This window comes from Rhodococcus sp. NPDC003322 (genome assembly GCF_053589555.1).
In genome coordinates this window covers 730,415-751,702 of record NZ_JBSFSC010000002.1, presented here as the reverse complement: position 1 = coordinate 751,702, position 21,288 = coordinate 730,415, and the positions used below count along the sequence as shown (strand labels likewise).

20 protein-coding genes are annotated in these 21,288 nt (G+C 70.5%); 14 read left to right on the top strand and 6 right to left on the bottom strand.

Features of this window, described 5'->3' with window-relative positions; genetic code table 11:
- The first annotated feature begins 68 nt into the window (after positions 1-68).
- The 5 genes from ACWDUM_RS09795 (at position 69) to ACWDUM_RS09775 (ending at position 4,779) form a co-directional block, all read left to right on the top strand.
- Positions 69-575, top strand: a complete 507-nt coding sequence (locus ACWDUM_RS09795; RefSeq protein WP_450113834.1) for a sigma-70 family RNA polymerase sigma factor — start codon at positions 69-71, stop codon at positions 573-575.
- Positions 572-1,327, top strand: coding sequence for an anti-sigma factor family protein (locus ACWDUM_RS09790; protein ID WP_450113833.1), 756 nt, complete (start codon positions 572-574; stop codon positions 1,325-1,327). The genes ACWDUM_RS09795 and ACWDUM_RS09790 overlap by 4 nt, the downstream gene beginning before the upstream one ends.
- Before the next feature lie 94 nt (positions 1,328-1,421).
- Complete coding sequence (locus ACWDUM_RS09785) at positions 1,422-3,089, top strand: thiamine pyrophosphate-binding protein (RefSeq protein WP_450133827.1); 1,668 nt, start codon at positions 1,422-1,424, stop codon at positions 3,087-3,089.
- A complete protein-coding gene (locus ACWDUM_RS09780; RefSeq protein WP_450133826.1) occupies positions 3,086-3,763 on the top strand; it encodes an SRPBCC family protein in 678 nt (225 codons plus the stop codon). Before ACWDUM_RS09785 ends, ACWDUM_RS09780 begins: the two co-directional genes overlap by 4 nt.
- The gene (locus ACWDUM_RS09775) at positions 3,760-4,779 is read left to right on the top strand and encodes a 3-oxoacyl-ACP synthase III family protein (RefSeq protein WP_450133825.1); all 1,020 of its coding nucleotides are present in this window, start codon (positions 3,760-3,762) and stop codon (positions 4,777-4,779) included. The genes ACWDUM_RS09780 and ACWDUM_RS09775 overlap by 4 nt, the downstream gene beginning before the upstream one ends.
- A gap of 79 nt (positions 4,780-4,858) precedes the next feature.
- Here the strand turns inward: ACWDUM_RS09775 and ACWDUM_RS09770 are convergent, their stop codons facing one another.
- Positions 4,859-5,854 carry a bile acid:sodium symporter family protein gene (locus tag ACWDUM_RS09770; protein ID WP_450133824.1) on the bottom strand — a complete coding sequence of 332 codons (996 nt, stop codon included), beginning with the start codon at positions 5,852-5,854 and terminating at the stop codon, positions 4,859-4,861.
- A gap of 84 nt (positions 5,855-5,938) precedes the next feature.
- Between ACWDUM_RS09770 and ACWDUM_RS09765 the strand changes: the two genes are divergently transcribed.
- The 3 genes from ACWDUM_RS09765 (at position 5,939) to ACWDUM_RS09755 (ending at position 9,118) form a co-directional block, all read left to right on the top strand.
- Complete coding sequence (locus tag ACWDUM_RS09765) at positions 5,939-6,799, top strand: LysR family transcriptional regulator (protein WP_450133823.1); 861 nt, start codon at positions 5,939-5,941, stop codon at positions 6,797-6,799.
- Between the two features lie 782 nt (positions 6,800-7,581).
- Positions 7,582-7,902 carry a hypothetical protein gene (locus tag ACWDUM_RS09760; RefSeq protein WP_450133822.1) on the top strand — a complete coding sequence of 107 codons (321 nt, stop codon included), beginning with the start codon at positions 7,582-7,584 and terminating at the stop codon, positions 7,900-7,902.
- Positions 7,903-8,812: 910 nt separating this feature from the next.
- Positions 8,813-9,118, top strand: coding sequence for a hypothetical protein (locus tag ACWDUM_RS09755; RefSeq protein WP_450133821.1), 306 nt, complete (start codon positions 8,813-8,815; stop codon positions 9,116-9,118).
- 111 nt (positions 9,119-9,229) lie between these two features.
- On the opposite strand, the gene ACWDUM_RS09750 is transcribed toward ACWDUM_RS09755, so the two are convergent.
- Together ACWDUM_RS09750 and ACWDUM_RS09745 are read right to left on the bottom strand one after the other, a co-directional pair.
- A complete protein-coding gene (locus ACWDUM_RS09750; RefSeq protein ID WP_450133820.1) occupies positions 9,230-10,348 on the bottom strand; it encodes an NDMA-dependent alcohol dehydrogenase in 1,119 nt (372 codons plus the stop codon).
- 28 nt (positions 10,349-10,376) lie between these two features.
- Positions 10,377-11,798, bottom strand: a complete 1,422-nt coding sequence (locus ACWDUM_RS09745) for a coniferyl aldehyde dehydrogenase (protein WP_450133819.1) — start codon at positions 11,796-11,798, stop codon at positions 10,377-10,379.
- 241 nt (positions 11,799-12,039) lie between these two features.
- Between ACWDUM_RS09745 and ACWDUM_RS09740 the strand changes: the two genes are divergently transcribed.
- Both ACWDUM_RS09740 and ACWDUM_RS09735 read left to right on the top strand, forming a co-directional pair.
- Positions 12,040-12,492 (top strand): hypothetical protein, encoded by a 453-nt coding sequence (locus ACWDUM_RS09740; protein WP_450133818.1) that lies wholly within the window; start codon positions 12,040-12,042, stop codon positions 12,490-12,492.
- A 107-nt stretch (positions 12,493-12,599) separates the two neighbouring features.
- A complete protein-coding gene (locus ACWDUM_RS09735; RefSeq protein ID WP_450113821.1) occupies positions 12,600-13,118 on the top strand; it encodes a nuclear transport factor 2 family protein in 519 nt (172 codons plus the stop codon).
- Here the strand turns inward: ACWDUM_RS09735 and ACWDUM_RS09730 are convergent.
- On the bottom strand, positions 13,091-14,074 hold the full coding sequence (locus ACWDUM_RS09730; protein WP_450133817.1) for a DUF1648 domain-containing protein: 984 nt from the start codon (positions 14,072-14,074) through the stop codon (positions 13,091-13,093). The two genes, ACWDUM_RS09735 and ACWDUM_RS09730, sit on opposite strands and share 28 nt — an antisense overlap.
- A gap of 118 nt (positions 14,075-14,192) precedes the next feature.
- On the opposite strand from ACWDUM_RS09730, the gene ACWDUM_RS09725 reads away from it, so the two are divergent.
- Entirely contained in the window at positions 14,193-15,434 is a 1,242-nt protein-coding gene (locus ACWDUM_RS09725) for a wax ester/triacylglycerol synthase domain-containing protein (RefSeq protein ID WP_450133816.1), read from the top strand.
- A gap of 22 nt (positions 15,435-15,456) precedes the next feature.
- On the opposite strand, the gene ACWDUM_RS09720 is transcribed toward ACWDUM_RS09725, so the two are convergent.
- Entirely contained in the window at positions 15,457-15,951 is a 495-nt protein-coding gene (locus ACWDUM_RS09720) for an SdpI family protein (protein WP_450133815.1), read from the bottom strand.
- Positions 15,952-16,173: 222 nt separating this feature from the next.
- On the opposite strand from ACWDUM_RS09720, the gene leuS reads away from it, so the two are divergent.
- The gene (leuS, locus tag ACWDUM_RS09715; RefSeq protein WP_450133814.1) at positions 16,174-19,032 is read left to right on the top strand and encodes a leucine--tRNA ligase; all 2,859 of its coding nucleotides are present in this window, start codon (positions 16,174-16,176) and stop codon (positions 19,030-19,032) included.
- Between the two features lie 90 nt (positions 19,033-19,122).
- On the opposite strand, the gene ACWDUM_RS09710 is transcribed toward leuS, so the two are convergent.
- Positions 19,123-19,926 (bottom strand): alpha/beta hydrolase, encoded by an 804-nt coding sequence (locus ACWDUM_RS09710; RefSeq protein ID WP_450133813.1) that lies wholly within the window; start codon positions 19,924-19,926, stop codon positions 19,123-19,125.
- 82 nt (positions 19,927-20,008) lie between these two features.
- On the opposite strand from ACWDUM_RS09710, the gene ACWDUM_RS09705 reads away from it, so the two are divergent.
- Positions 20,009-20,383: a nuclear transport factor 2 family protein gene (locus ACWDUM_RS09705; RefSeq protein ID WP_450113815.1), complete on the top strand. Its 375-nt coding sequence runs from the start codon at positions 20,009-20,011 to the stop codon at positions 20,381-20,383.
- A gap of 78 nt (positions 20,384-20,461) precedes the next feature.
- Positions 20,462-21,271, top strand: a complete 810-nt coding sequence (mftM, locus tag ACWDUM_RS09700; RefSeq protein ID WP_450133812.1) for a mycofactocin oligosaccharide methyltransferase MftM — start codon at positions 20,462-20,464, stop codon at positions 21,269-21,271.
- Positions 21,272-21,288 lie beyond the last annotated feature (17 nt).

Genomic DNA, 21,288 nt, shown 5'->3' with positions numbered 1-21,288 from the left:
CCTGTAACCCGTAGAACCCCCCTGAACCGAACCGGTCCCGATACCGTGGTCCGGTCGGGAGGAGACGGATGCCGCAGGATCAGGCGGAACTGATGCGTGTCCTGTACGGGGAGCACGCGGCGGCGCTGTGGCGGTACGCGATGAGACTGACCGGTGATCGGGTCCAGGCGGAGGACATCGTCCAGGAGACGTTGCTCCGCGCCTGGCAGCGGCCCCGGATCCTCGACCAGAGCGAGCGGTCCGCGCGGGCCTGGCTGTTCACCGTCGCCCGGAATCTGGTCGTCGACTCGAGCCGCAGTGCCCGGGCGAAACGGGAGTTCGGCACCGACAGTCCCCCGGAGCAGGCGACACCGGACGCCTCCGAGGCCGCCCTCGACTCCTGGCTGATCGCGGATGCGCTCGCCCAGCTCAGCCCCGACCACCGCGCCGTGCTGGTCCGGTCCTACTACCGCGGCATGTCGACGCGCCAGATCGCCGACGACCTCGACATCCCGGACGGCACCGTCAAGTCGCGGCTGCACTACGCACTGCGCGCCCTTCGGCTGGCGCTGCAGGAGATGGGGGTGACACCGTGACCACCGACCCGGACGTCTACGCGGACTGGGACGCCGCCTACGTGCTCGGCTCCCTCGACGCCGACGACCGCCGTGCCTACGAGGAGCACCTCGGCGGTTGCGACCGGTGTGCGCTGGCCGTCGCCGAGGTCGCCGGGCTGCCTGCGCTGCTCGGGAAGGTGCCCGCCGCTACGGCACTCGGACTCGATGCACCCTCGCCGGCGGGCCCGACGCCGATCCCGCTGCGCGGGGACGCTGCCGGAGACCCGCCGCCCGACCTGCTGCCGAGACTGATGGCGGCGACCCGTCCGCGGCGGCACTGGGGCCGGGCCGCGGCGATCGGGGTGGGTGCGGCGGCCGCGGCGGCCGCGCTGGCGGCGGCCGTGACGTTGCTGCCGACCGAGCCGACCGGTCCGTCGCCGAACATGCCGCAGGGCCCGTCGGCGCCGGTGACGGCGCAGGCCATGGAGCCGGTCGTGCCCAGCTCGGTGACCGCCGAGGTGTCGGTGATCGCGCAGTCGTGGGGCAGCCGGATCGACGTGGTCTGCCGCTACGAGGCCCCGCCCGGCGGCGGATACGGGACCGAACGGTCCGACTACGAGCTGATCCTCACCGACCACAGCGGCACCCGCACCACCCTGGCCACCTGGTCCGCCGCGGCCGGGGAAACGGTGACGCCGTCGGCGACGACGAGTGTGCCGATGCTGTGGATCGAACGTGTCGACATCCGCTCGGTGACAACCGATCAGGTGATCCTGACCAGCACCTTCTGACGGATCCCGGCGCGGTTCACGACAGGTGTGAACCGTTCGACGCCGACGTTCGTGTCCCTCGGTGAAGCACTGGGGCCGGGCACGGGAGGTGTCGATGACGGTGACACGGGTGGTCGACCACCTCGTCGAATCGCTCGCCGACTTCGGGGTCCGGCACGTGTTCGGGGTGGACGGGGCCAACATCGAGGATCTGTACGACGCCCTGTCCCGCTGTGGCGCGCCGATCACCGGTGTGGTCGCCAAGCACGAGTTCGCGGCCGCGACGATGGCCGACGGGGCCGCGCGCAGCACCGGACGGCTCGGCGTGGTCGCCGCCACCTCCGGTGGCGGCGCGCTGAACCTCGTGGCCGGGCTCGGGGAGGCGTTCGCGTCACGGGTGCCGGTCCTCGCCCTGATCGGCCAGCCGCCGCGAACGCTGGAAGGCGTTGGAGCGTTCCAGGATTCGAGTGGCCGCGCCGGATCGCTCGACGCGGTCCGGCTGTTCGCCGAGGTGTCCCGGTACTGCGCGCGGGTCGAGCGGGCCGGAGATCTCGCCGACCAGCTGTCCCGGGCGGTGTCCGCGGCCACGCGCGGCGGCCCGGCGGTGCTGCTGCTCCCGAAAGATGTCCAGCAGTCCGCCGCCGACCCGACGTCCCGGCGGCCGATCGACCCGAGACCCGCACGCGCCCTGGACAAACCGGGAATCGCGCGGGTCGCGCGCGCCGCGGGGCGGGCGCGTCGACGCGGCAAGATCCTGGTTCTCGCCGGCGACGAGGTCGCGCGGGCCGACGCCCGCGGTGAGCTCGCGGATCTGGTCCGCGTGCTCGACGCCGCGGTCGCGGTCACGCCCGACGGAAAGGACACGGTGGATCCGCGCACCCGCGGATTCTGCGGGGTCGCGGGCGTCATGGGACACCCGGAGGTCCTCGACGCCCTGAACTGTGCGCAGCTGTGCCTGCTGGTCGGCACCCGGATGCCGGTTCTCGCCCGGACCGGTCTGGACGAGGGGCTGCGCGGCTCGGTGGTCGCGTCCCTCGGGTCCGTGCCCCCGTACCTGCCGTCCACCCATGCCGTCTCCGTCGACCTGCGGGCGTCGCTCCGCCGCCTCACCGCGCTGCTCGGACCCGTCCCGGGCCCCGCGGTCGACGGCCCGCCGCTGTGCTCGGTCGGGCTGCCCGTACCGGAGGCCACCGGTCCGGGGCTGCGCTACCGGGACGCGATGGCCGCCCTGGACCGGCACCTGCCGCCCGGTGCGGACGTGTTCGTCGATGCCGGGAACACCGGTGCGGCGGCCGTGCACCACCTGCCGGTGCGACGCGGCGGCAGGTTCGTCGTCGCGCTCGGCATGGGCGGCATGGGCTACGCCTTCGGTGCCGGGATCGGGTCGGCGTTCGAGCGGCGGCGCCGCACCGTCGTGATCGCCGGGGACGGCGCCTTCTACATGCACGGCATGGAACTGCACACCGCGGTCCAGCATGCGCTGCCGGTCACGTTCGTCGTCTTCAACAACAACGCCCACGGGATGTGCGTGACACGCGAACGGTTGCTGTTCCCGGACCGGTTCAGCCTCAACAGGTTCGCGCCGTCGTTCCTCGCCGCCGGCGTCGCCGCGATGTTCCCGACGGTGCCGGCCCATTCCGCGACGACGGTGGCCGAACTCGACGCCGCGCTGGCCGCTGTCGCCCTCGGTACCGGACCGGCGTTCGTGGAGGTGCTCTGCGACCCGGACGAGACACCGCCGTTCCTGCCCTTCCTCCCCCACGAGCCCGGAGCCGCGTCATGACCGAGTCCCCCGCCGCCCTCGCGGACATCCCCGCCGACGCGCTGCCGACCGTGCACCGCATCGAGAACACCCCCGCCGAGGAGGCGCACCCGATGATCGCGGAGATGATGCACGCGGTGTACCCGCACGAGCAGATCTACGGCGACTACTGCAGCCTGCAGGGCTACGTCGACGCACCGCCGGGGCAGGTGTACGACTACCTGGCGCACACCCGCAGCCTGGAGGAGTGGACCTTCAGTCTCCGCGGCTTCGCCCGGATCGGCGAGGACGGACTGTGGCGCGGAAAGGATCTGCTCGGCAGCGGCGACACCGACATCTACACCCGCACCCACGTCTGCCCCGACGCGATGACCGTGGACTACCACTGCGCCTGGGACCAGGGCGAGCACCTGTGGATGATCTACCTGATGCGGGTCGTCGACGCCCAGCTGGTGCTCGACAAGGCGGGGTCCGTGGTGTTGTGGACCAACTGTCATCATCCGTTCTACGACCGGAATCCGTTCCCGGAGAAGGCCCTCGAGGGCCGCACGGCCTGGGTCGGTGACTACTGGGATGTCTTCTACCCCGGGCACCAGCTGGAACTGGACAACCTGACGCGGATCTGCGAGTACCGGCATGCGCACGGCCTGCCGGTCACCCCCGACTGGCTTCGATCGTCCGGGAGCGCGTCGTGAAGACCGTCAGCCTGGTGGACGTGGCGTCCTACCTTCCCGAGAACCGGGTCGGAGCGGACTATTTCGCGCAGTTCTCGAAACCGAGCAGGCTCGCGAACAGTCCCATGTTCCGGCCCCCGGCCTACCGGCACCACGTCGCGCACGGCGAGAGCGCGGCGGACATGGCGTGGCGTGCGGTCACCCCGTTGCGCGAGCGGTCCGGGGACGACGCGATGCGCGCCGTCGACGTGGTCCTCACCCACACCCAGCTGCCGGACCTGCCCGTGCAGGGCTGTGCCGGCGAACTCGCCTACCGGCTCGGCGCGAACCCGGACTGGGTGCTCGACGTGCACAACAGCGGGTGCGCGGCGTTCCCGTACATGATCCGGGTGGCCGAGCAGTTGCTGCAGCGGGACGGGCTGCGGTCGGCGCTGGTCGTCGCGATCCAGAACGCCGCCGGGCAGGTGTTCACCCAGACCACCGTGCGCTCGCAGCCGCAGGCCGCCATCCCCGGGGATGGTTGTGGCGCCGGTCTTCTCGTCGTCGACGACCGGGCCCCGGTCCTCGCGACCGCGTGCCGTTCGCAGGGGGAATTCGCCCCGTCGCCCGCCGACGCGGACGTCGACCCGCCCCGTAAGTACTGGGAGCCGGGCGAAGGGCAGTTCCGGATCGCGTTCGACCAGAACAAGATCGCCCGCGTCTACGCGCGCGGCAACCGGATGGTTCCCGAGGTCGCGCAGGACGTGTGCCGGCAGCTGGGGGTGGCGCCGGATGCGGTGGACGTGTTCGTCACCAACCAGCCCAACCGGCTGTTCCTGCGGAACTGGCGTGAGGCCATGCAGTTGCCGGTCGAGCGGCATCCCGACACCTTCGACGAGTGCGGAAACCTGTTCGCCGCCGGGATCCCGGTCACCCTCGACACCGAGAACCGCGCCGGCCGGATCCCGAACGGCGCGCTCGTGGTGATGGCGGCGTTCGCGCACGCCGGAGACTTCGCCGGCGCCGCCGCCGTCCGCTGGGGCGCCGCCCCCGCCTGACCCTCCCCGCGGATTCCCTAATGTCACATTGGGTGTCGTCAAGTGACTTGATGTGACATTAGGGAACCCAAGCGGGCGATCAGGATGCGGGAACGGGCTCGCGGTCGGGGTCGATGCGGCGGGCGTAGCGCTGGGCCAGCGCGGCACACACGATCAGCTGGATCTGATGGAAGATCATCAGCGGCAACACGATCAGCCCGATCGGCTGGCCGGCGAACAGCACAGCCGCCATCGGCAGGCCGGTGGCGAGGCTCTTCTTCGACCCGCAGAACAGGATGACGATCCGGTCGGGCAGCGAGAACCCGAGGGCCTTGCCCGCGTACGCGGTGGCCGCCATCACGACCGCGAGGATCAGGCAGCACACCGCGACCAGCGCGATGACATTCCAGGCGGACAGCCCGTCCCACGCATGCTCGACCATGCCGGCGCTGAACGCGGCGTAGACGACGAGCAGGATCGAGCCGCGGTCGACGAGCTTGGTCGGCTCGGCGTACTTCTGCAGGAATCCGGCGACCCGCGGCCGGATCAGTTGTCCGAGGAGGAACGGGAGCAGCAGCTGCACGACGATGTCGACGATCGAGGACGCGTCGACGTGCGCGTCGCCGGTGGTGTTCATCAGCAGGATCACCAGCAGCGGTGTGACGAAGACACCGAGCAGGTTGGACATCGACGCGCTGACGATCGCCCCGGCGACGTTGCCGCGGGCGATGGAGGTGAACGCGATCGACGACTGCACGGTCGACGGGACCAGGCACAGGTACAGCACGCCGGTGTACAGCTCCTCGGTGAGCACCGACGGCACCAGGATCCGCAGCGCCAGGCCGATCAGGGGAAAGAGCAGGAACGTCGCGGCGAACACCACCGAGTGCAGTCGCCAGTGCCGCAGGCCCTCGAGTGCCTCGCGGGGGTGCAGGCGGGCGCCGTAGAGCAGGAACAGGAAGGCGATGGCGATCTTCGTGGCCCAGTCGAGCGCGGTCGCGCCGGCGCCGGAGGCCGGGAAGATGCTGGCGAGCACCGCGACCGCGATGATCGACAGGATGAACCCGTCGACGTGGAACCTGCTCAGAAACCTCACCCGACCACGGTAGGGCGACCATCGGGTATCGGAGAAGTCGATGAGACCGATTATTCACATCGAGAAACGTGATAAATATCGGGGATGCTGGATCCGGTGCTGCTCCGTTCCCTCGTCGCCGTCGATCGCGAAGGCGGATTCACTGCCGCCGCGGCACGGCTCGGCCTGAGTCAGTCCACCGTCAGCGGACACGTGGCGCGCCTCGAGAAATCCGTCGGCAGGGAACTGCTGCGCCGCGACACCCGCAACGTCGAACTGACCGCCGACGGTGCCGCGATGCTCGGCTTCGCGCGCACCATCCTCGACGCGTCACAGCAGGCAGAGGCGTATTTCGCGGAACCCGACCTGTCTGGGCTGCTGCGGTTCGGGGTCTCCGACGACCTCGTCGCCGCCGAGCTGCCCGAGGTGCTGCTGGAGTTCCGGCGCAGCCACCCCCGGGTCGACCTGGAGCTGACGGTCGGGCTCAGCGAGACGTTGGGATCGAAGGTCGCGGCCGGTGAACTCGACCTCGCGTTCGGGATGCGCCGGCCCGGGGAACGGCACGGGGAGTTGGTCTGGCGCGACCGCCTCGTGTGGGCGGGATCTCCCGAGAGTGAGGTCGTCGATCCCGCCGCGGGTCCGGTGCCGCTGGTGACCTATCCCCCGCCGAGCATCACCCGGCGGGCGGCGATGGAGGCGATGGAGCGGGCGGGGCTGGTGTGGCGGACGACGTGCGTGACGGACAGCCTGCTCGGCCTGCGCGCGGCGGTGCTGGCCGGTCTCGGGTACATCGTGCACGCCGAGTCGATGCTGCCGGACGGCCTGGTGCCGCTTCCCGGCCACGCCCTGCCCGACCCCGGCGACGCCGACTTCGTGGTGATGCGCCGCCCCCGTCCCGCGACCGGGCCGGAGGCCGCGCTGACGGCGCTCATCGTGGCCAGCGAACGCCGGCTGCGCCGCAGCTAGGTCCGAATCACCCACGTGAGTGGGACCCACGGCGGCGGGACCACCGCGCGGTGAGGATCCTGCCGCCGGTCGTGTTTAACGCCGTGAACTGCGGAAACTCGAATCCGATTCGGCCGCAGGACTGGCCGATTCGCCCTAGTCTGGCTCGGTCGGGGGGCGCCGTGCCGGGTATGGGCGCCCCGGTTCCACATTCGAACGAAGGAAGTTGCATGTCTCGAAATCTGGCGCGCCGCAGCGCGTCCGTCCTGGTTGCGGCGGCTGTGCTCGGCGGTGGCCTGGCCCTCGGTGGGGGCACGGCGTCGGCCCAGGAGACCGACCCCGTCTTCGGCGGTTCCGTCGCAGAACTCGGCCAATTCATCGCCGACGTCATTCTTCCCCCATTGGGCAGCTCTGAGCCCGGGTCTGGCAGCGCCGCTGTGGGCAGCAGCGAACCCTGCGAGAGCTGGGTAGAAATGGGGGAAGACAGCCCTGGCTGCATATTCTCCTACCGCTACCTCCCCACCGAGCTTGCTTCCCTGAGTTAGGGCACTTCTCCCAATCCCTGTTGCGGGAGTGGGAGACACACCTCCTCAGGTCCGAATCACCCAAGTGAGCGGGACCGACGGCGGCAGGACCACCGCGCGGCGGGGGTCCTGCCGCCGGTCGTGTTCAACGCTGTGAACTGCGGAAGCTGAATCTGATTCGGCTGCAGGACTGGCTGATTCGCCCTAGTCTGGCTCGGTCGGGGGGCGCCGCGTCGGGTGTGCGCCCCGGTCCTCACACTTTCGAACGAAGGAAGTTGCATGTCTCGAGATCTGGCGCGCCGTGGCGCGTCCGTCCTGGTCGCGGCGGCTGTGCTTGGCGGTGGCCTGGCCCTCGGTGGGGGCACGGCGTCGGCCCAGGAGACCGAGCCCGGCGGCAGTTTCGTCGAAGTCGTCGTCGGTGCCATTGTCTACCCGCTAACGAACGCGGGAATCATTTATCCGGGCAGCCTTGAAACGAACAGCGCTGCTGTGGGCAGCAGCGGTGAGCCCTGCCACGGGGTCTCCGATAATCCGGAACCGGATGGTCCTGGCTGTTTTGGTGTCATCCGCGTCCTCCCCGACGAGTTCTTTGAGTCGTAGTGCGCGACTGGCTGAAGGCCCTTCCCAGCACTTCCAGTTAGGTCATGTAGCGGGATCCCTGTTGCGGGAGTGGGAGCTAGGTCCGAGTCGCTCAAGTGAGCGGGACTCACGGCGGCGGGACCGCCGCGCGGGTGGGGGATCCTGCCGCTGGTCGTGTTTAACGCCGTGAACTGCGGCGACTCGGGTCCGATTCGTATGCAGGACTGGCTGATTCGCCCTAGTCTGGCTCGGTCGGGGGGCGCCGTGCCGGGTATGGGCGCCCCGGTCCCACATTCGAACGAAGGAAGTTGCATGTCTCGAAATCTGGCGCGCCGCGGCGCGTCCGTCCTGGTTGCGGCGGCTGTGCTCGGCGGTGGCCTGGCCCTCGGTGGGGGCACGGCGTCGGCCCAGGAGACCGACCCCAGTTTCGGCGAATCGTTCGTCTATCTCGCTATCGATCTCGCTACAGTCATTGTTCCCCAACTGACGGGCAGCGCTGCGGGCCCCATTCAGTCGGGCAGCGCTGCTGTGGGCAGCAGTGAGCCTTGCGACGGGTTCTATGAAGGGGTGCCCCGCCCTGGCTGTCTTGGTCACCTCCGCGTCCTCCCCGCCGAGATCTTTGAGTCGTAGTGCGCGACTGGCTGAAGACCGTTCCCAGCATCTCCAGTTAGGGCACCTCTCGCGATCCCTGTCGTGGGATTGGGAGACACGCCTCAGGTCCGAATCGCCCAAGTGAGTGGGACCCACGGCGGCAGGACCGCAGCGCGGCGGGGGGTCCTGCCGCCGGTCGTGTTTAACGCTGTGAACTGCGGAAACTCGAATTCGATTCGGCTGCAGGACTGGCCGATTCGTCCTAGTCTGGCCCGGTCGGGGGGCGCTGCGTTGGGGTGGGGGCGCCCCGGTCCTCACACTTTCGAACGAAGGAAGTTGCATGTCTCGAAATCTGGCGCGCCGCGGCGCGTCCGTCCTGGTCGCGGCGGCTGTGCTCGGCGGTGGCCTGGCACTCGGTGGGGGCACGGCGTCGGCCGAGGAGTACGACCCCTACGCCGGCGATCTGTTCATGCAGGTCGCCGCAGTCCTTCTTTCCCCACTGGGCAGCGCTGCGGGCCCCATTGAGTCGGGTAGCGCTGCTGTGGGCAACACAGAGCCCTGCCACGGGGTCTTCGCAGAGGAACCGGAACCTGGCTGTTTTCTTGGTGTCTTCCGCGTCCTCCCCGACGAGCTGGCTGCCAGTTAGGCATGTCTCCCGATCCCTGTCGCGGGATTGGGAGACCCACCCCGCGTCGACGCCCGCGCACCGCCGGGCCCTGTTCGGCCCGACGGTGGCGGAGCGTCCGCACGAGCGGGATCAGAAGACGATCACGCCGCGCAGGTTTCTACCCGCGTGCATGTCGTCGAAGCCCTGCGCCACCTCGTCGAGGGTGTAGGTGCTGGTGACGAGGCCGTCGAGTTCGAGCTTGCCGGCGGTGTACAGGTCCACCAGCCACGGGATGTCGGCGCTGGGGGCGGAGGCGCCGAACAGCGAGCCCTGCAGCCGCTTCTGGTAGAGCGTGAGCTCCATCGGGCTGATCGGGATGCCGACATCGGTCATCTTGCCGAGACCGGTCACCACACAGACGCCGGCCTTGCGGATGGCGGAGAACGCCTGCGCGATGTGGTCGCCGGTGGTGACTCCGACGGTGACGATGGCCGCGTCCGCGCCCTGACCGTTGGTCAGCGAGCGGGCCACCTCGGTGGCCTCCTCCATCGTCGAGAATGCCTGGGTGGCACCGAACTTCAGCGCACTCTCCCGCTTGAAGGCGACCGGGTCGACGGCCAGGATGTGCGCCGCGCCGGCGTGCGCGGCGCCCTGGACGGCGTTGATGCCGATGCCGCCGACGCCCATGACGATCACCGTCTGGCCGGGGTAGACCTGGGCGGAGTTCACCGCGGCGCCCCAGCCGGTGCCGACGCCGCAGCCGAGCAGGCACAGCGTCTCCAGCGGCAGGCTCTTGTCGTGGATCTTGACCGCGGAATCGGTGCTGACGGTGGTGTATTCACTGAACGTCGACAGGCCGCAGGTCTGCGCCACCGGCTGCCCGTCCAGGCTCAGGCGGTAGCTGTTCGGGTCGTCGGGGCGACCGCCGGTCATGATGGCCGCGCCGCGGTCGCACAGGTTCTGCAGGCCCTTCGCACACCAGCGGCAGCGTCCGCAGCCGGAGACGAACGAGAAGATCACGTGGTCGCCCTCGGCGAATCCGGTTGTCTCCGGTCCTACCTCGACGACGACGCCGGCGCCCTCATGGCCGCCGCAGATCGGGTACACGCCGACGGCATGATCGCCCAGTGCGATGTGGTCGTCGGAGTGGCACATGCCCGACGCGACCATCTTGACGGTGATCTCGTCTCGGCGGGGGGCGTCGAGGTCGAGCTCGACGACCTCGTAGCGGCCGGGGGTGCTGCGGATGATGGCACCGCGGGTCTTCACATGTGCTCCTTCACAGTCGAATCGGGGGTTACGGGGTGACCTGGGCTGCGATGCCGGCCGCGAAGCCCTCGTGGTACGGCGGGACCATCCCCCATTCGCGGCGCATGTCGACGGCGGGTGCCTCGAACACCGCCCGCGCATGACTGAATTCGAGGAAGCCTTCGCGGCCGTTGTAGTGGCCCATGCCGGACGCGCCGACGCCACCGAACGGGGCGTCCTGCAGTCCGGGGTGCATCATCACGTCGTTCACGGTGACGCCGCCCGAGAGGGTGCGCCCGAGGACGGTCTCCTTCTCCTGCTCGTCGGTGCCGAAGTAGTACAGCGCCAACGGGTTCGGACCGGCGTTGATCTCGTCCAGCACCTCGTCGAGGATGTCGTATCCGACCACCACCATGGCGGGGCCGAAGATCTCCTCGTGGCGGATGACGGCGTCGGCGGGCGGGTCGACGACGACGCGCAGGGGCCGCCGGCGGCCGGTGGCCGGGAGGGGTCCCGCGGGTGCCGACTCGACGCGGGCACCGCGCGCGGCGGCGTCGTCGACGTAGCCGTCGATCCGGGCCAGGTGCCGGTCGTTGACGACCGCGACCGCATCCCGGTTGTCCTCGACGGTGGGGATCAGGCTCGTGTACTCCGCCAGCACACCGGCGACGAACTCGTCCAGCCTCTCCCGTGGGACGTAGGTGGTGTCCGGGTTGACGCACAGCTGACCACCGTTGCTGTTCTTGCCCACGGCGATCCGGAACGCGGCAGCGGGCAGGTCGGCGCTGCGACCGATCACCGTCGGCGACTTGCCGCCGAGCTCGAGCGTCACCGGCACCAGGTTCTGTGCGGCGTTGGCCATCACCAGCTTTCCGACCGCGGAGCTGCCGGTGAAGACGAAGTGGTCGAACGGCAGCGACGTCAGGGCGTCCGCGACGTCGGGTCCACCGAGGACGACGGCGACGACGTCGGGGTCGAGCAGCGTCGACACGGCGTCGGCGATCACGTCCGCGGTACGGGGCGCGATCTCGGACGGCTTGAGCACCGCCCGGTTACCGGCGGCGAGGACCCCGGCGAGCGGGCTCAGCAGGGTGAACACGGGGGCGTTCCAGGTGCCGATGATCCCGATCGAGCCCTTCGGCTGGAACCGGACCCGGGCGGTGGCCCCGAGCTGGTCGTACGGGGCGAACACCGGTCGATCCTCCGGGCGCATCCACGTTTCCAGGTTGTCGCGGGCGTGCTTGAGGGCGGCGAGGGAGCCGAGGACGTCGTTCATCAGCGAGTAGCCCTCGGGGCGTCCGCCGAAGTCGGCGTCCATCGCTTTCGCGAGGTCGTCTGCGCGGGCGACGACGAGGTCGATCACCTGCTGGATACGGGCTCGGCGCTCCTCCGCGCTCGCGGGGCCGGCGGCGACGTGAGCCCGGTGCTGGCGGGTGAGAAGGTCCGAGATGTGTGCGTTCGCGTTGTCCACGTGGCGGACGGTAGGCCGTGATCCAGGTCACGTCGGGTGGCGTCCCGTGGAGTGGGACTGGTCCACGGGGCGGTTCTGCCGCGCGGAGGCCGCGTCAGCAACGGTTCAGCAAATTTCCTGTGACCTCGATCCCATCCCGTGTCTGCGCCGCGAGGTTGGGGTCTCGTTCCGCTACCTTCAGGAAACGGCAAATTGCCAGCATCCAATACTGTTCGATGCGAGCGGGTCGAAAGGAACCGAGTTGAGGCTGATCGCGGCAGATCCGGTGGCCACCCTGACGGCGTTGGAGGTCGAATTCGACCGCTCGATCCGGCTGTCCGCACTGCCCGTTCACCTGAGCCGCCGCGCCGGCTGCGACGCCGCGCAGGGTGCCGTCCTCGACGCCCTCGGTGACGAGCAGGTCCGGTACCTCCCCATCGGAGACGCACCGGGTGTCGCCTGCCTCGTGGTCGGCGCCGGGCAGCCGCGGTCCCATCCCGTCAACACACTGGCCGGGGAGATCGCCTCGCACTACGGGGCGGGTGGTCCCGCGGTCCTGCGCGGCCGGGCGTTGATCGTCGGGGGCAGGCCCGATGCGCCGACCACACTGACCGAGCGCACCGCGCAGGACCTCGCGCACATGGTCATGATCGAGGTCCGGATGAGGACTTCGCGGGTGTGCTCCGTTCCGATGATGAGGTCGCCCAGGCGGTGAGCCGGGCATCCGGACCGGCGTCCCGCCCAGCGGATTCGGCGATACGGGCCTGATCCCGAAACTGCAAGAGTCACTTCCGACATCCGCGCAAGTGACAGGAGACCGCCGTGCCGCACCATCCCGGACTCGATCCCGCCCACACCCTGCTCGCGATCGAGGAGATCAAGGCGGTGTTCGCCAAGCGGCTGCGGGTGATGGACGCCAAGCAGTGGGACCTGTACCCCACCTGCCACACGGATGACGTCGTCAGCGCGACCTACGGTGGCCTGCCGCAACAGTTCCAGCCGCAGACCGAAGGCGAGTCGAACCGGGTCGTCGGGCCGGAGGCGGTGACGAAGGCGATCTCCGGGTTCCTCGACGGCGGCATCCCGATCACCAGCGTCCACCACGGTCACACCCCGGAGATCGAGCTGACGTCCGCGACCACCGCGCGCGGCGTGTGGGCGATGGAGGACCACCTGTGGTGGCAGGACGGCGACGTCGAGCAGTCGCTGCACGGTTACGGCCACTACCACGAGGAGTACCGCTGCGTGGACGGCCGCTGGCTGATCTCGTACCGCAGCCTGAGCCGGCTTCGGGTCGACGCGACGGACGGCTTCTACGGGTTCCTGTCGACGCGGCTCTGAAAGCTCGCGTCCGCGAGCGCGTTGAGGGCGCCGGCCATCTCGGCGGCACGGGCGGTGGTGACGGTCAGCCGCTGCCCGTTCGCCGCGGTGAACACCAGGGCCGGGCCGGTCTCGGTGACGACGCCGAAGTTGCCGCGACCCTTGGTGCGCACCCCCCAGCCGCCGAAGTCGCGGAACGGCGCGATCTCGGTGACCTTCGCGCCCTCGAGTTCGTCGACGCCGTAGCCGAGCGCGCACATGCCCATGTTGAACACCCGCAGCCCGGACTCGTCGACCACCACGCGGTAGCGCAGCAGCCCGATCACGAGCAGGCTGACCGGGAGGAACACCGCCAGCAGCCACCACGAGTCGGCAAGACGGCACAGTCCGACCGTCACCACCGCGGCGATGCCGACCAGGACCGCGGTGGTCCCGGCGCCGAGACCGATCTTCGCGACGATCGGCAGCGCCAGAGGCCCCCGGGGCAGCTTCGCGTCCGGGCGGCCGGCGGCGGGCCGACGTTCCCGGTGGTCGCGCAGCAGCGATGCGCCCCCGACCCCGACGGCGCCGCCGACGAGGATCCCGACCACGATCGCCGTCGTCGACAGCCGGGCGTCGGCGGGGTCGGCGAGATCGAGGTGCGCGGCGACCAGGCCGAACCACAGCGCCAGCATCAGGCCGGTGACGGCGGACCCGACCATCAGCATGGTGCGGCGCGTCATCAGCATCGCCTGGGCGAGGGCCGCGACGGCGCTCGCTCCGCCGCCGATCAGGACGATGACCAGTGCAAACGTCCAGGCCGCCGACCCGGTGGAGGTGAACCCGTCGGCAACCCCGTCGCTCCAGTGGACAGCCAGGGTGGCGGGCAGTCGCGGGCGCCACAGTCGGGCCGTCAGCAGCACCGCGGCCGCCGACACGACGGGCACCGCGACGCCGAAGACGACACCGGCCGGGTCGAACGCCCTGCTTTCGCTCATGGCCGCCGATTCAACCAGGCGTGCGGCGCGCGCCGCGGCCGTGCGTGATTTTCACCCGCACCGGGGTGAGAATCACGCACAGTACGAAGGGGACCTGCGGAGCGAAGGAGCTCGACAGATGGCCGGTCCGGCAGCGGACGTTCCCATCTCGGCGGTGGACACGGCGATTCTCGGCATCAACGTCGCCGGTCAGCCCTACGTGGTGACCCTCGCCGGGCTGTTGGCCCCTGGCGGTTTCGTCGACGCGGCCGGCCACCCGGACGTGGCGCGACTGACGGAGTACCTCGCACCGCGGGTGGCGCGGGAGCCGGACCTGCAGCAACTCCCGCAGTGCCGCGGCGGTCGGTGGTGGTGGGTGCGCGTGCCGGTCGAGCTGCCGGCGCACGTCACCGTCGAGTCCGCGTCCGACGCCGGCGGCTTCGAGGCGCTGTGCGGGCGACTGGTCATGGAGCCGCTGCCACACGATCGTCCGCTGTGGCACATCACCCTCGTGCCCGTGGCCCGGCCGGGGCGGTGCGGTGTCGTCGTGCGGCTCCACCACGCCGTGGTGGACGGCGCACGGGCCAGTGCCCTGGTCGAGCGGCTGTTCGGCGTCGACGAGGGGTCTGGGGCGGCGGGAGTGCCCGGGGCCGGGGCGGCGCCGGGCGGGGACGTCCCCTCGCTGGTCGCGCGGGTGCGCCACGGCCTGCGGATGTTCCTGCGGCGGCCGGTGCGCTCCCGGGTGCTGCTCGGGCCGGTCGGCAGCGCACGTGACGTGGCCTCGACGAGCGTGGAGCTGGCCCGGTTGGAGGCGGGTGCGGCGGCGCGCGGCGGCACGGTCAACGACGCCTACCTGGTCGCGGTCGGGCAGGGGCTGCGCGCGGTGCTGACGGATGCGGGCGAGCCGGTACCGGACGTGCTCACGGTCTCGGTGCCGGTGCTGGTCGACTCCCGCGGCGGGGCCCACAACGCCGTCGGCGTCATGCTCGTCGCCGTCCCCCTCGGGGACACCGACGCGGCTCTACGAATCGTCGCGCGCCGGACGGCGGAGACGAAACCGCTCGCCCGCGCCGCGGGGACCGCGGTCGGGTCGCCACGGCTCACCCGCCTGTTCAACGTCTTCACCGCGCACCAGCGCGTCATCGCGACGGTCGCGTCCAACGTCCGCGGCCCGCGGTGTCCGCTCGTCGTCGAGGGCGCCCCGCTGGTGGAGATGTGGGCGCTCGGCCCGCTCGCCGGGAACGTCCGCGTCGGCTTCACCGCCGTGTCGTACGCCGGTCGGCTGTGGGTCGGCATCGAGTGCGATGCCGATCATCTGCCTCCGGCCGCCCGCATCGCGGAGGGCGTCGGCAGGGCGCTGCGGTCGATCTCGGACGGGTGACGGACCCCGCCCACGACCGGTCTCAGTGCGGCAGGCAGGCACCCTTGAGGGAGCAGGCCCCGCAGGAGTCCGCCCCGCAGTCGGCCGCGGCGGCGGCGTCGGCGGGCGACTCGGTGGCGCAGACGGAGGTCGTCGTGGAGGCGGCGGGGGCACTGCCGCACCCGCAGGCGTCCCCGCAGCCGGCGGGCGCGGCCGCGGCGGCGGCGCGGGCACCGGCGGTCCCGCCGTAGCCTGCGGTCACGAGGGCGGCGAGGGTGGCGACCGCGGCCACGGCCAGGCCCCCGATCGTGCCCAGGGCCAGCGCACCGATGCCGCCGATGACCAGCAGCAACGCGGACGCGGCCATGGTCGGGCCGGCGATCCGGTTGGCGAGGCGGAAGGTTTCCTCGGAGGCGAGGGTGTCGGGGGTGCGGACCCCGGCCCAGCGGTTGCGCGGCAGTCGGCCGGTCATCCCGGCGACGGCAACGCCTCCGACGACGAGGGCGACGACGAACAGCACGCTGGCAACGATGAGCACGGCTACCAGGGTACGTCGGGGGCCGTGCGGTGGGGTCCCGAGGGGGACGCTTTAGGCTGGTGTCGGGAAACCCTGCCCGGAATCCGGGTGCGGTGCCCCTGACCGCGGAGCCCGCGGCGACCGTGTACCCGTAGCCGGCGGCGACCCTGAACCGAGTCGACGGGTGGCAGGGACCACGCCTCCAGGCTCTTCAGACCCCAGCGCAGAGAAGACAGCGAATCAGTGACCGAGTCAGTGCAGCAGCCAGGCGGCGACGCGACCCCTCAGCACCGTTACACCGCGGACCTCGCGGGTCGTATCGAGGCACGCTGGCAGGACCGGTGGCGCGAGCGCGGCACCTTCAACGCCCCCAACCCGGTCGGTGACCTCGCCGGCGAGCTGCCCGCGGACAAGCTGTTCGTCCAGGACATGTTCCCGTACCCGTCCGGTGCAGGCCTGCACGTCGGGCACCCGCTCGGCTACATCGCGACCGACGTGTTCGCGCGGTTCCACCGGATGCACGGTCACAACGTGCTGCACACCCTCGGCTACGACGCGTTCGGCCTGCCCGCCGAGCAGTACGCGGTGCAGACGGGCACGCACCCGCGGACCACCACCGAGGCGAACATCGAGAACATGAAGCGGCAGCTGCGCCGGCTCGGTCTCGGGCACGACGAGCGTCGCAGCGTCGCCACCACCGACGTGGACTTCTACCACTGGACGCAGTGGATCTTCCTGCAGATCTACAACGCCTGGTACGACACCGAGCTGAACCGGGCGCGGCCGGTCGCCGAGCTGGAGGCCGAGTTCGCCTCCGGTGCCCGCACCCCGGCCGACGGGCGCGCGTGGGCGGACCTGTCGGACGCCGAGAAGCACGCCGAGATCGACTCGTACCGCCTTGTCTACCAGTCCGATTCGATGGTCAACTGGTGCCCGGGCCTGGGCACGGTGCTGGCCAACGAGGAGGTCACCGCCGACGGCCGCTCCGAGCGCGGCAACTTCCCGGTGTTCCGCAAGCACCTGCGGCAGTGGATGATGCGGATCACCGCGTACTCCGATCGGCTCACCGACGACCTCGAGTACCTGGACTGGCCGGAGAAGGTCAAGTCCATGCAGCGCAACTGGATCGGACGCAGCCACGGTGCCCGGGTCAAGTTCGCCGCGCACCGGGAGCACGGCGGTGCCACCCCGGACTACGACATCGAGGTGTTCACCACCCGCGCGGACACCCTGTTCGGCGCCACGTACGTCGCGCTCGCCCCCGAGCACGAGCTGGTCGACGAGCTGGTTGCCGACGTCTACCCGGACGGCACGGATCCGCGCTGGACCGGCGGCGCCGCGACCCCGACCTCGGCCGTCGCCGCCTACCGTGCCGCGATCGCCGCGAAGTCGGACCTCGAGCGGCAGGAGAGCAAGGAGAAGACCGGCGTCTTCCTCGGCTCCTACGCCGTCAATCCCGTGAACGGGCACAAGGTTCCGGTGTTCATCGCCGACTACGTGCTGACCGGCTACGGCACCGGCGCCGTGATGGCGGTGCCCGGCCACGACCATCGTGACTGGGAGTTCGCCACCGAGCTCGGACTGCCGATCCTCGAGGTCATCTCCGGCGGCGACATCACCGAGGGCGCCTACACCGGTGACGGTCCGCTGGTGAACTCGGGCTTCCTCGACGGGCTGCCGGTGGACGAGGCGAAGAAGGCCGTCATCGCGCACCTCGAGGCCGACGGTCGCGGCGTGGGCACCATTCAGTACAAGCTGCGCGACTGGCTGTTCGCGCGGCAGCGGTACTGGGGCGAGCCGTTCCCGGTCGTCTACGACGAGCAGGGTCTGGCGCATGCGCTGCCGGAATCGGCTCTGCCGGTGGAACTTCCGGAGGTCGAGGATTACGCACCGGTGTCGTTCGACCCCGACGACGCGAACTCCGAGCCGTCGCCGCCGCTGGCGAAGGCGTCGGACTGGGTCAACGTCGAGCTCGATCTCGGTGACGGGATGAAGAACTACCACCGCGACACCAATGTGATGCCGCAGTGGGCGGGCAGCTCCTGGTACCAGCTGCGCTACATCGACCCGACCAACCGGGACACGTTCTGCGCCAAGGAGAACGAGCAGTACTGGATGGGTCCGCGGCCCGAGCTGCACGGCCCGAACGATCCGGGCGGCCTGGACCTGTACGTCGGCGGTGTCGAGCACGCGGTGCTGCACCTGCTGTACTCGCGGTTCTGGCACAAGGTGCTCTTCGACCTCGGGCACGTCAGCTCGTCGGAGCCGTACCGCCGCCTGTACAACCAGGGCTACATCCAGGCGTACGCCTACACCGACAGCCGCGGCGTCTACGTGCCCGCCGCGGACGTCGTGGAGAAGGACGGGAAGTTCTTCTACGAGGGCGCCGAGGTCAACCGCGAGTACGGCAAGATGGGCAAGTCCCTGAAGAACGCCGTCGCGCCGGACGAGATCTGCGAGGAGTACGGCGCCGACACGCTGCGCGTGTACGAGATGTCGATGGGTCCGCTGGACACCTCGCGGCCGTGGGCGACCAAGGACGTCATCGGTGCGCAGCGGTTCCTGCAGCGCGCGTGGCGCGTCGTCGTCGACGAGGAGACCGGCGCGGTGCGGGTCACCGACGCCGAGCCCTCGGAGGACACCCTGAGGGCGCTGAACAAGGCGATCGACGGCGTCAACGCCGACTACACCGCGCTGCGCGACAACACGGCGGTCGCGAAGCTGATCGAGCTGACCAACCACCTGACCAAGGCGTACCCGGACGGTGCCCCGCGGGCGGCGGTCGAGCCGCTGGTGCTCATGCTCGCCCCCGTCGCGCCGCACGTCGCCGAGGAACTGTGGTCGCGGCTCGGGCACGAGACCTCACTCGCGCACGGCCCGTTCCCGACCGCGGACGAGAAGTGGCTGGTCGAGGACTCGGTCGAGTACCCGATCCAGGTCAACGGCAAGGTCCGCAGCCGCATCACCGTCGCGGCGGACGCGGACCCGAAGACCATCGAGGCCGCCGCCCTCGCGGACGAGAAGATCGTCGCCTTCCTCGACGGCGCCGATCCGCGGAAGGTCATCGTCGTCCCCGGCAAGATGGTGAACATCGTCAAGTAGGCAGGGGCCCAAGGCGCTTCGCCCGGGGCCACCACGGCGCACACCCGCGCGGCATCTACTGCCGCGCGGGTGTGGCCGTTCTCGGGCCGGTCAGAGCACGTCGTGCACGAACGCGAGGAGGTCGTCGACCACCTCGTCGCGGTTGGTCTCGTTGAGGATCTCGTGCCGCGCCCCGGGATAGGTCACGTACCGGGAGTCCTTCCCCGCGAGTCGCTCCCAGCCCTCCGCCGTCCCCTCACGCGGGACCAGACCGTCGTCGGTGCCGTGCATCCACAGCACCGGGACGGTGTCCACGGCACCGGCCTCGTTGATGGTGTCGAGGCCGCGCCGCAGCGCCTCGAGTGTGGGCCGTCTGAAGGGTCCGTGCCAGACCAGCGGATCGGCCAGGTACGCCTCACCCACGCGCGGATCGCGGGAGAGAGTGGCCGGGTCGATCGGGGTGTCTGGGATCTCGTCGGCCGCGAGCAGTGTGTCCACGACGTCCCAGCGTCCGAGCACCGGCGCGGAGAGCACCACCGCGGCCAGTCCGTCCCCGAACCGCTGCGCGAACCGGGCCGCGATCATCCCGCCCATCGAGTGCCCGATCAGCACCACCGGCAGGTCCGGGTGCTCCCAGCGGGCGACGTCCTCGAGCAGCCGGAAGTCCTCGACGATGCGCTCGACGTCGTCGATGAGCACCCGCTCGCCCGCGCTGAGGCCGTGCCCGGCGTGGTCGAGGGCGTAGACGGCGGCGCCGTCGGCGACCAGGCGCTCGGCGAGGTGACCGTAGCGTCCGCAGTGTTCGCCGTAGCCGTGGCACACCAGGGCGAGGTAGCGGGGGTTCGCCCCGGAGGTGCGCCCAGCGGCCAGGACGCCGGCGTGCCCGTCGAGGGCGAAGGCGGTGGGCTCGTTCATCCGCGAAGCCTATGCCCGGAGGGGGTCCGTTGTTTATCCTCGGCGCTAGAACATGTTCCAGAAATTCGAATGGGAGACAGACATGGCGCCGTCGCGCGAGAGCATTGTGGCCACCATTGAGGCGTACGTGAAGGCGGTCGCATCCGGCACCGTCGACGACGTCCTCGCGCTGTACGCGCCGGGTGCCACCGTCGAGGACCCGGTCGGCACCGAGGTGCGCACCACCGAGGAGCAGTTGCGCGAGTTCTACGGCATCATCGAGCCGCTCGAACAGGTCGTGGAGCTCGGCCTGGTGCAGGTCGCCGGCGCCAACGCCGCCTTCGGCTTCGAGCTCACCACCATCCACGGCGAGAGCCGGCTGGGCCTGACCGTCATCGACGTGATGACCTTCGACGACGACGCGAAGATCACCTCGATGCGCGCGTACTGGGGACCGGAGAACATGATCACCAACTGACACCCGTCCGGTCGGGTAGGGCCGGGACCGTCCGTCGGCCGGGCGCGCACGGGGTGCCCGCGGATCTAGCGTCGACGCATGATGGATCCGTTGGCGACCTGCCCTCCCGGCCGATGGCGGCACGGCGACGTCGAGGTGATGAGAAGTCTTGTCCCGCAGCAGGAATCGACACTCACCGCGCTCCGTTCGGGTCGCGGTCTGACGGTCACGCACCGGCTGCGGCCGTCCGACCTGTCCGACCGGCTGGCCACCCGCGTCGCCGACGAGTTGGAGCTCCGCACGCCCGCGGACTTCGAGGCCGTGATCGTCGGACTGGTCCGCTCCACCGTCAGCGACCCGCGCGCCGCCTGGGCCCTCTACTACGACAACTCGCTGCGCGAACTCCTCGCCGGCACGGCACCTTTCGCGCGGGTTCACGAGTACGGCGCGGCACTCGTCGAGGGCGGCACCGTCGTCGACCTCGGCTCCTGCTTCGGGTTCTTCGCGCTGCGCCTGGCGCTGGCCGGGCACCGGGTCACGGCCACCGACATCTGTGACGGGACCATGCGGTTGCTGTCCACCGTGGCGGTCGATCTGGGGATCGGGATCGACACGCTCGCCTGCGACGCCGCGGAGGTGCCGTTACCCGACGAGTCTGCGGACACCGTCACCGCGATCCACCTGCTCGAGCACGTCGACCCCGAGGTGGGGGCCCGGATCGTCGCCGAGGCCGTCCGGGTCGCCCGCCGCCGGGTGGTGATCGCGGTGCCGTTCGAGGACGAACCGACTGTGTGCCACGGCCACGTACGCACGTTCGACCTCGCCACCCTGCACGAACTCGGCGCGGCGACCGGTCACCGCCACCGGGTCGCCGAGCACCACGGCGGCTGGCTGGTGATCGATCTCTAGGCCGCGCGCCGTGCCTC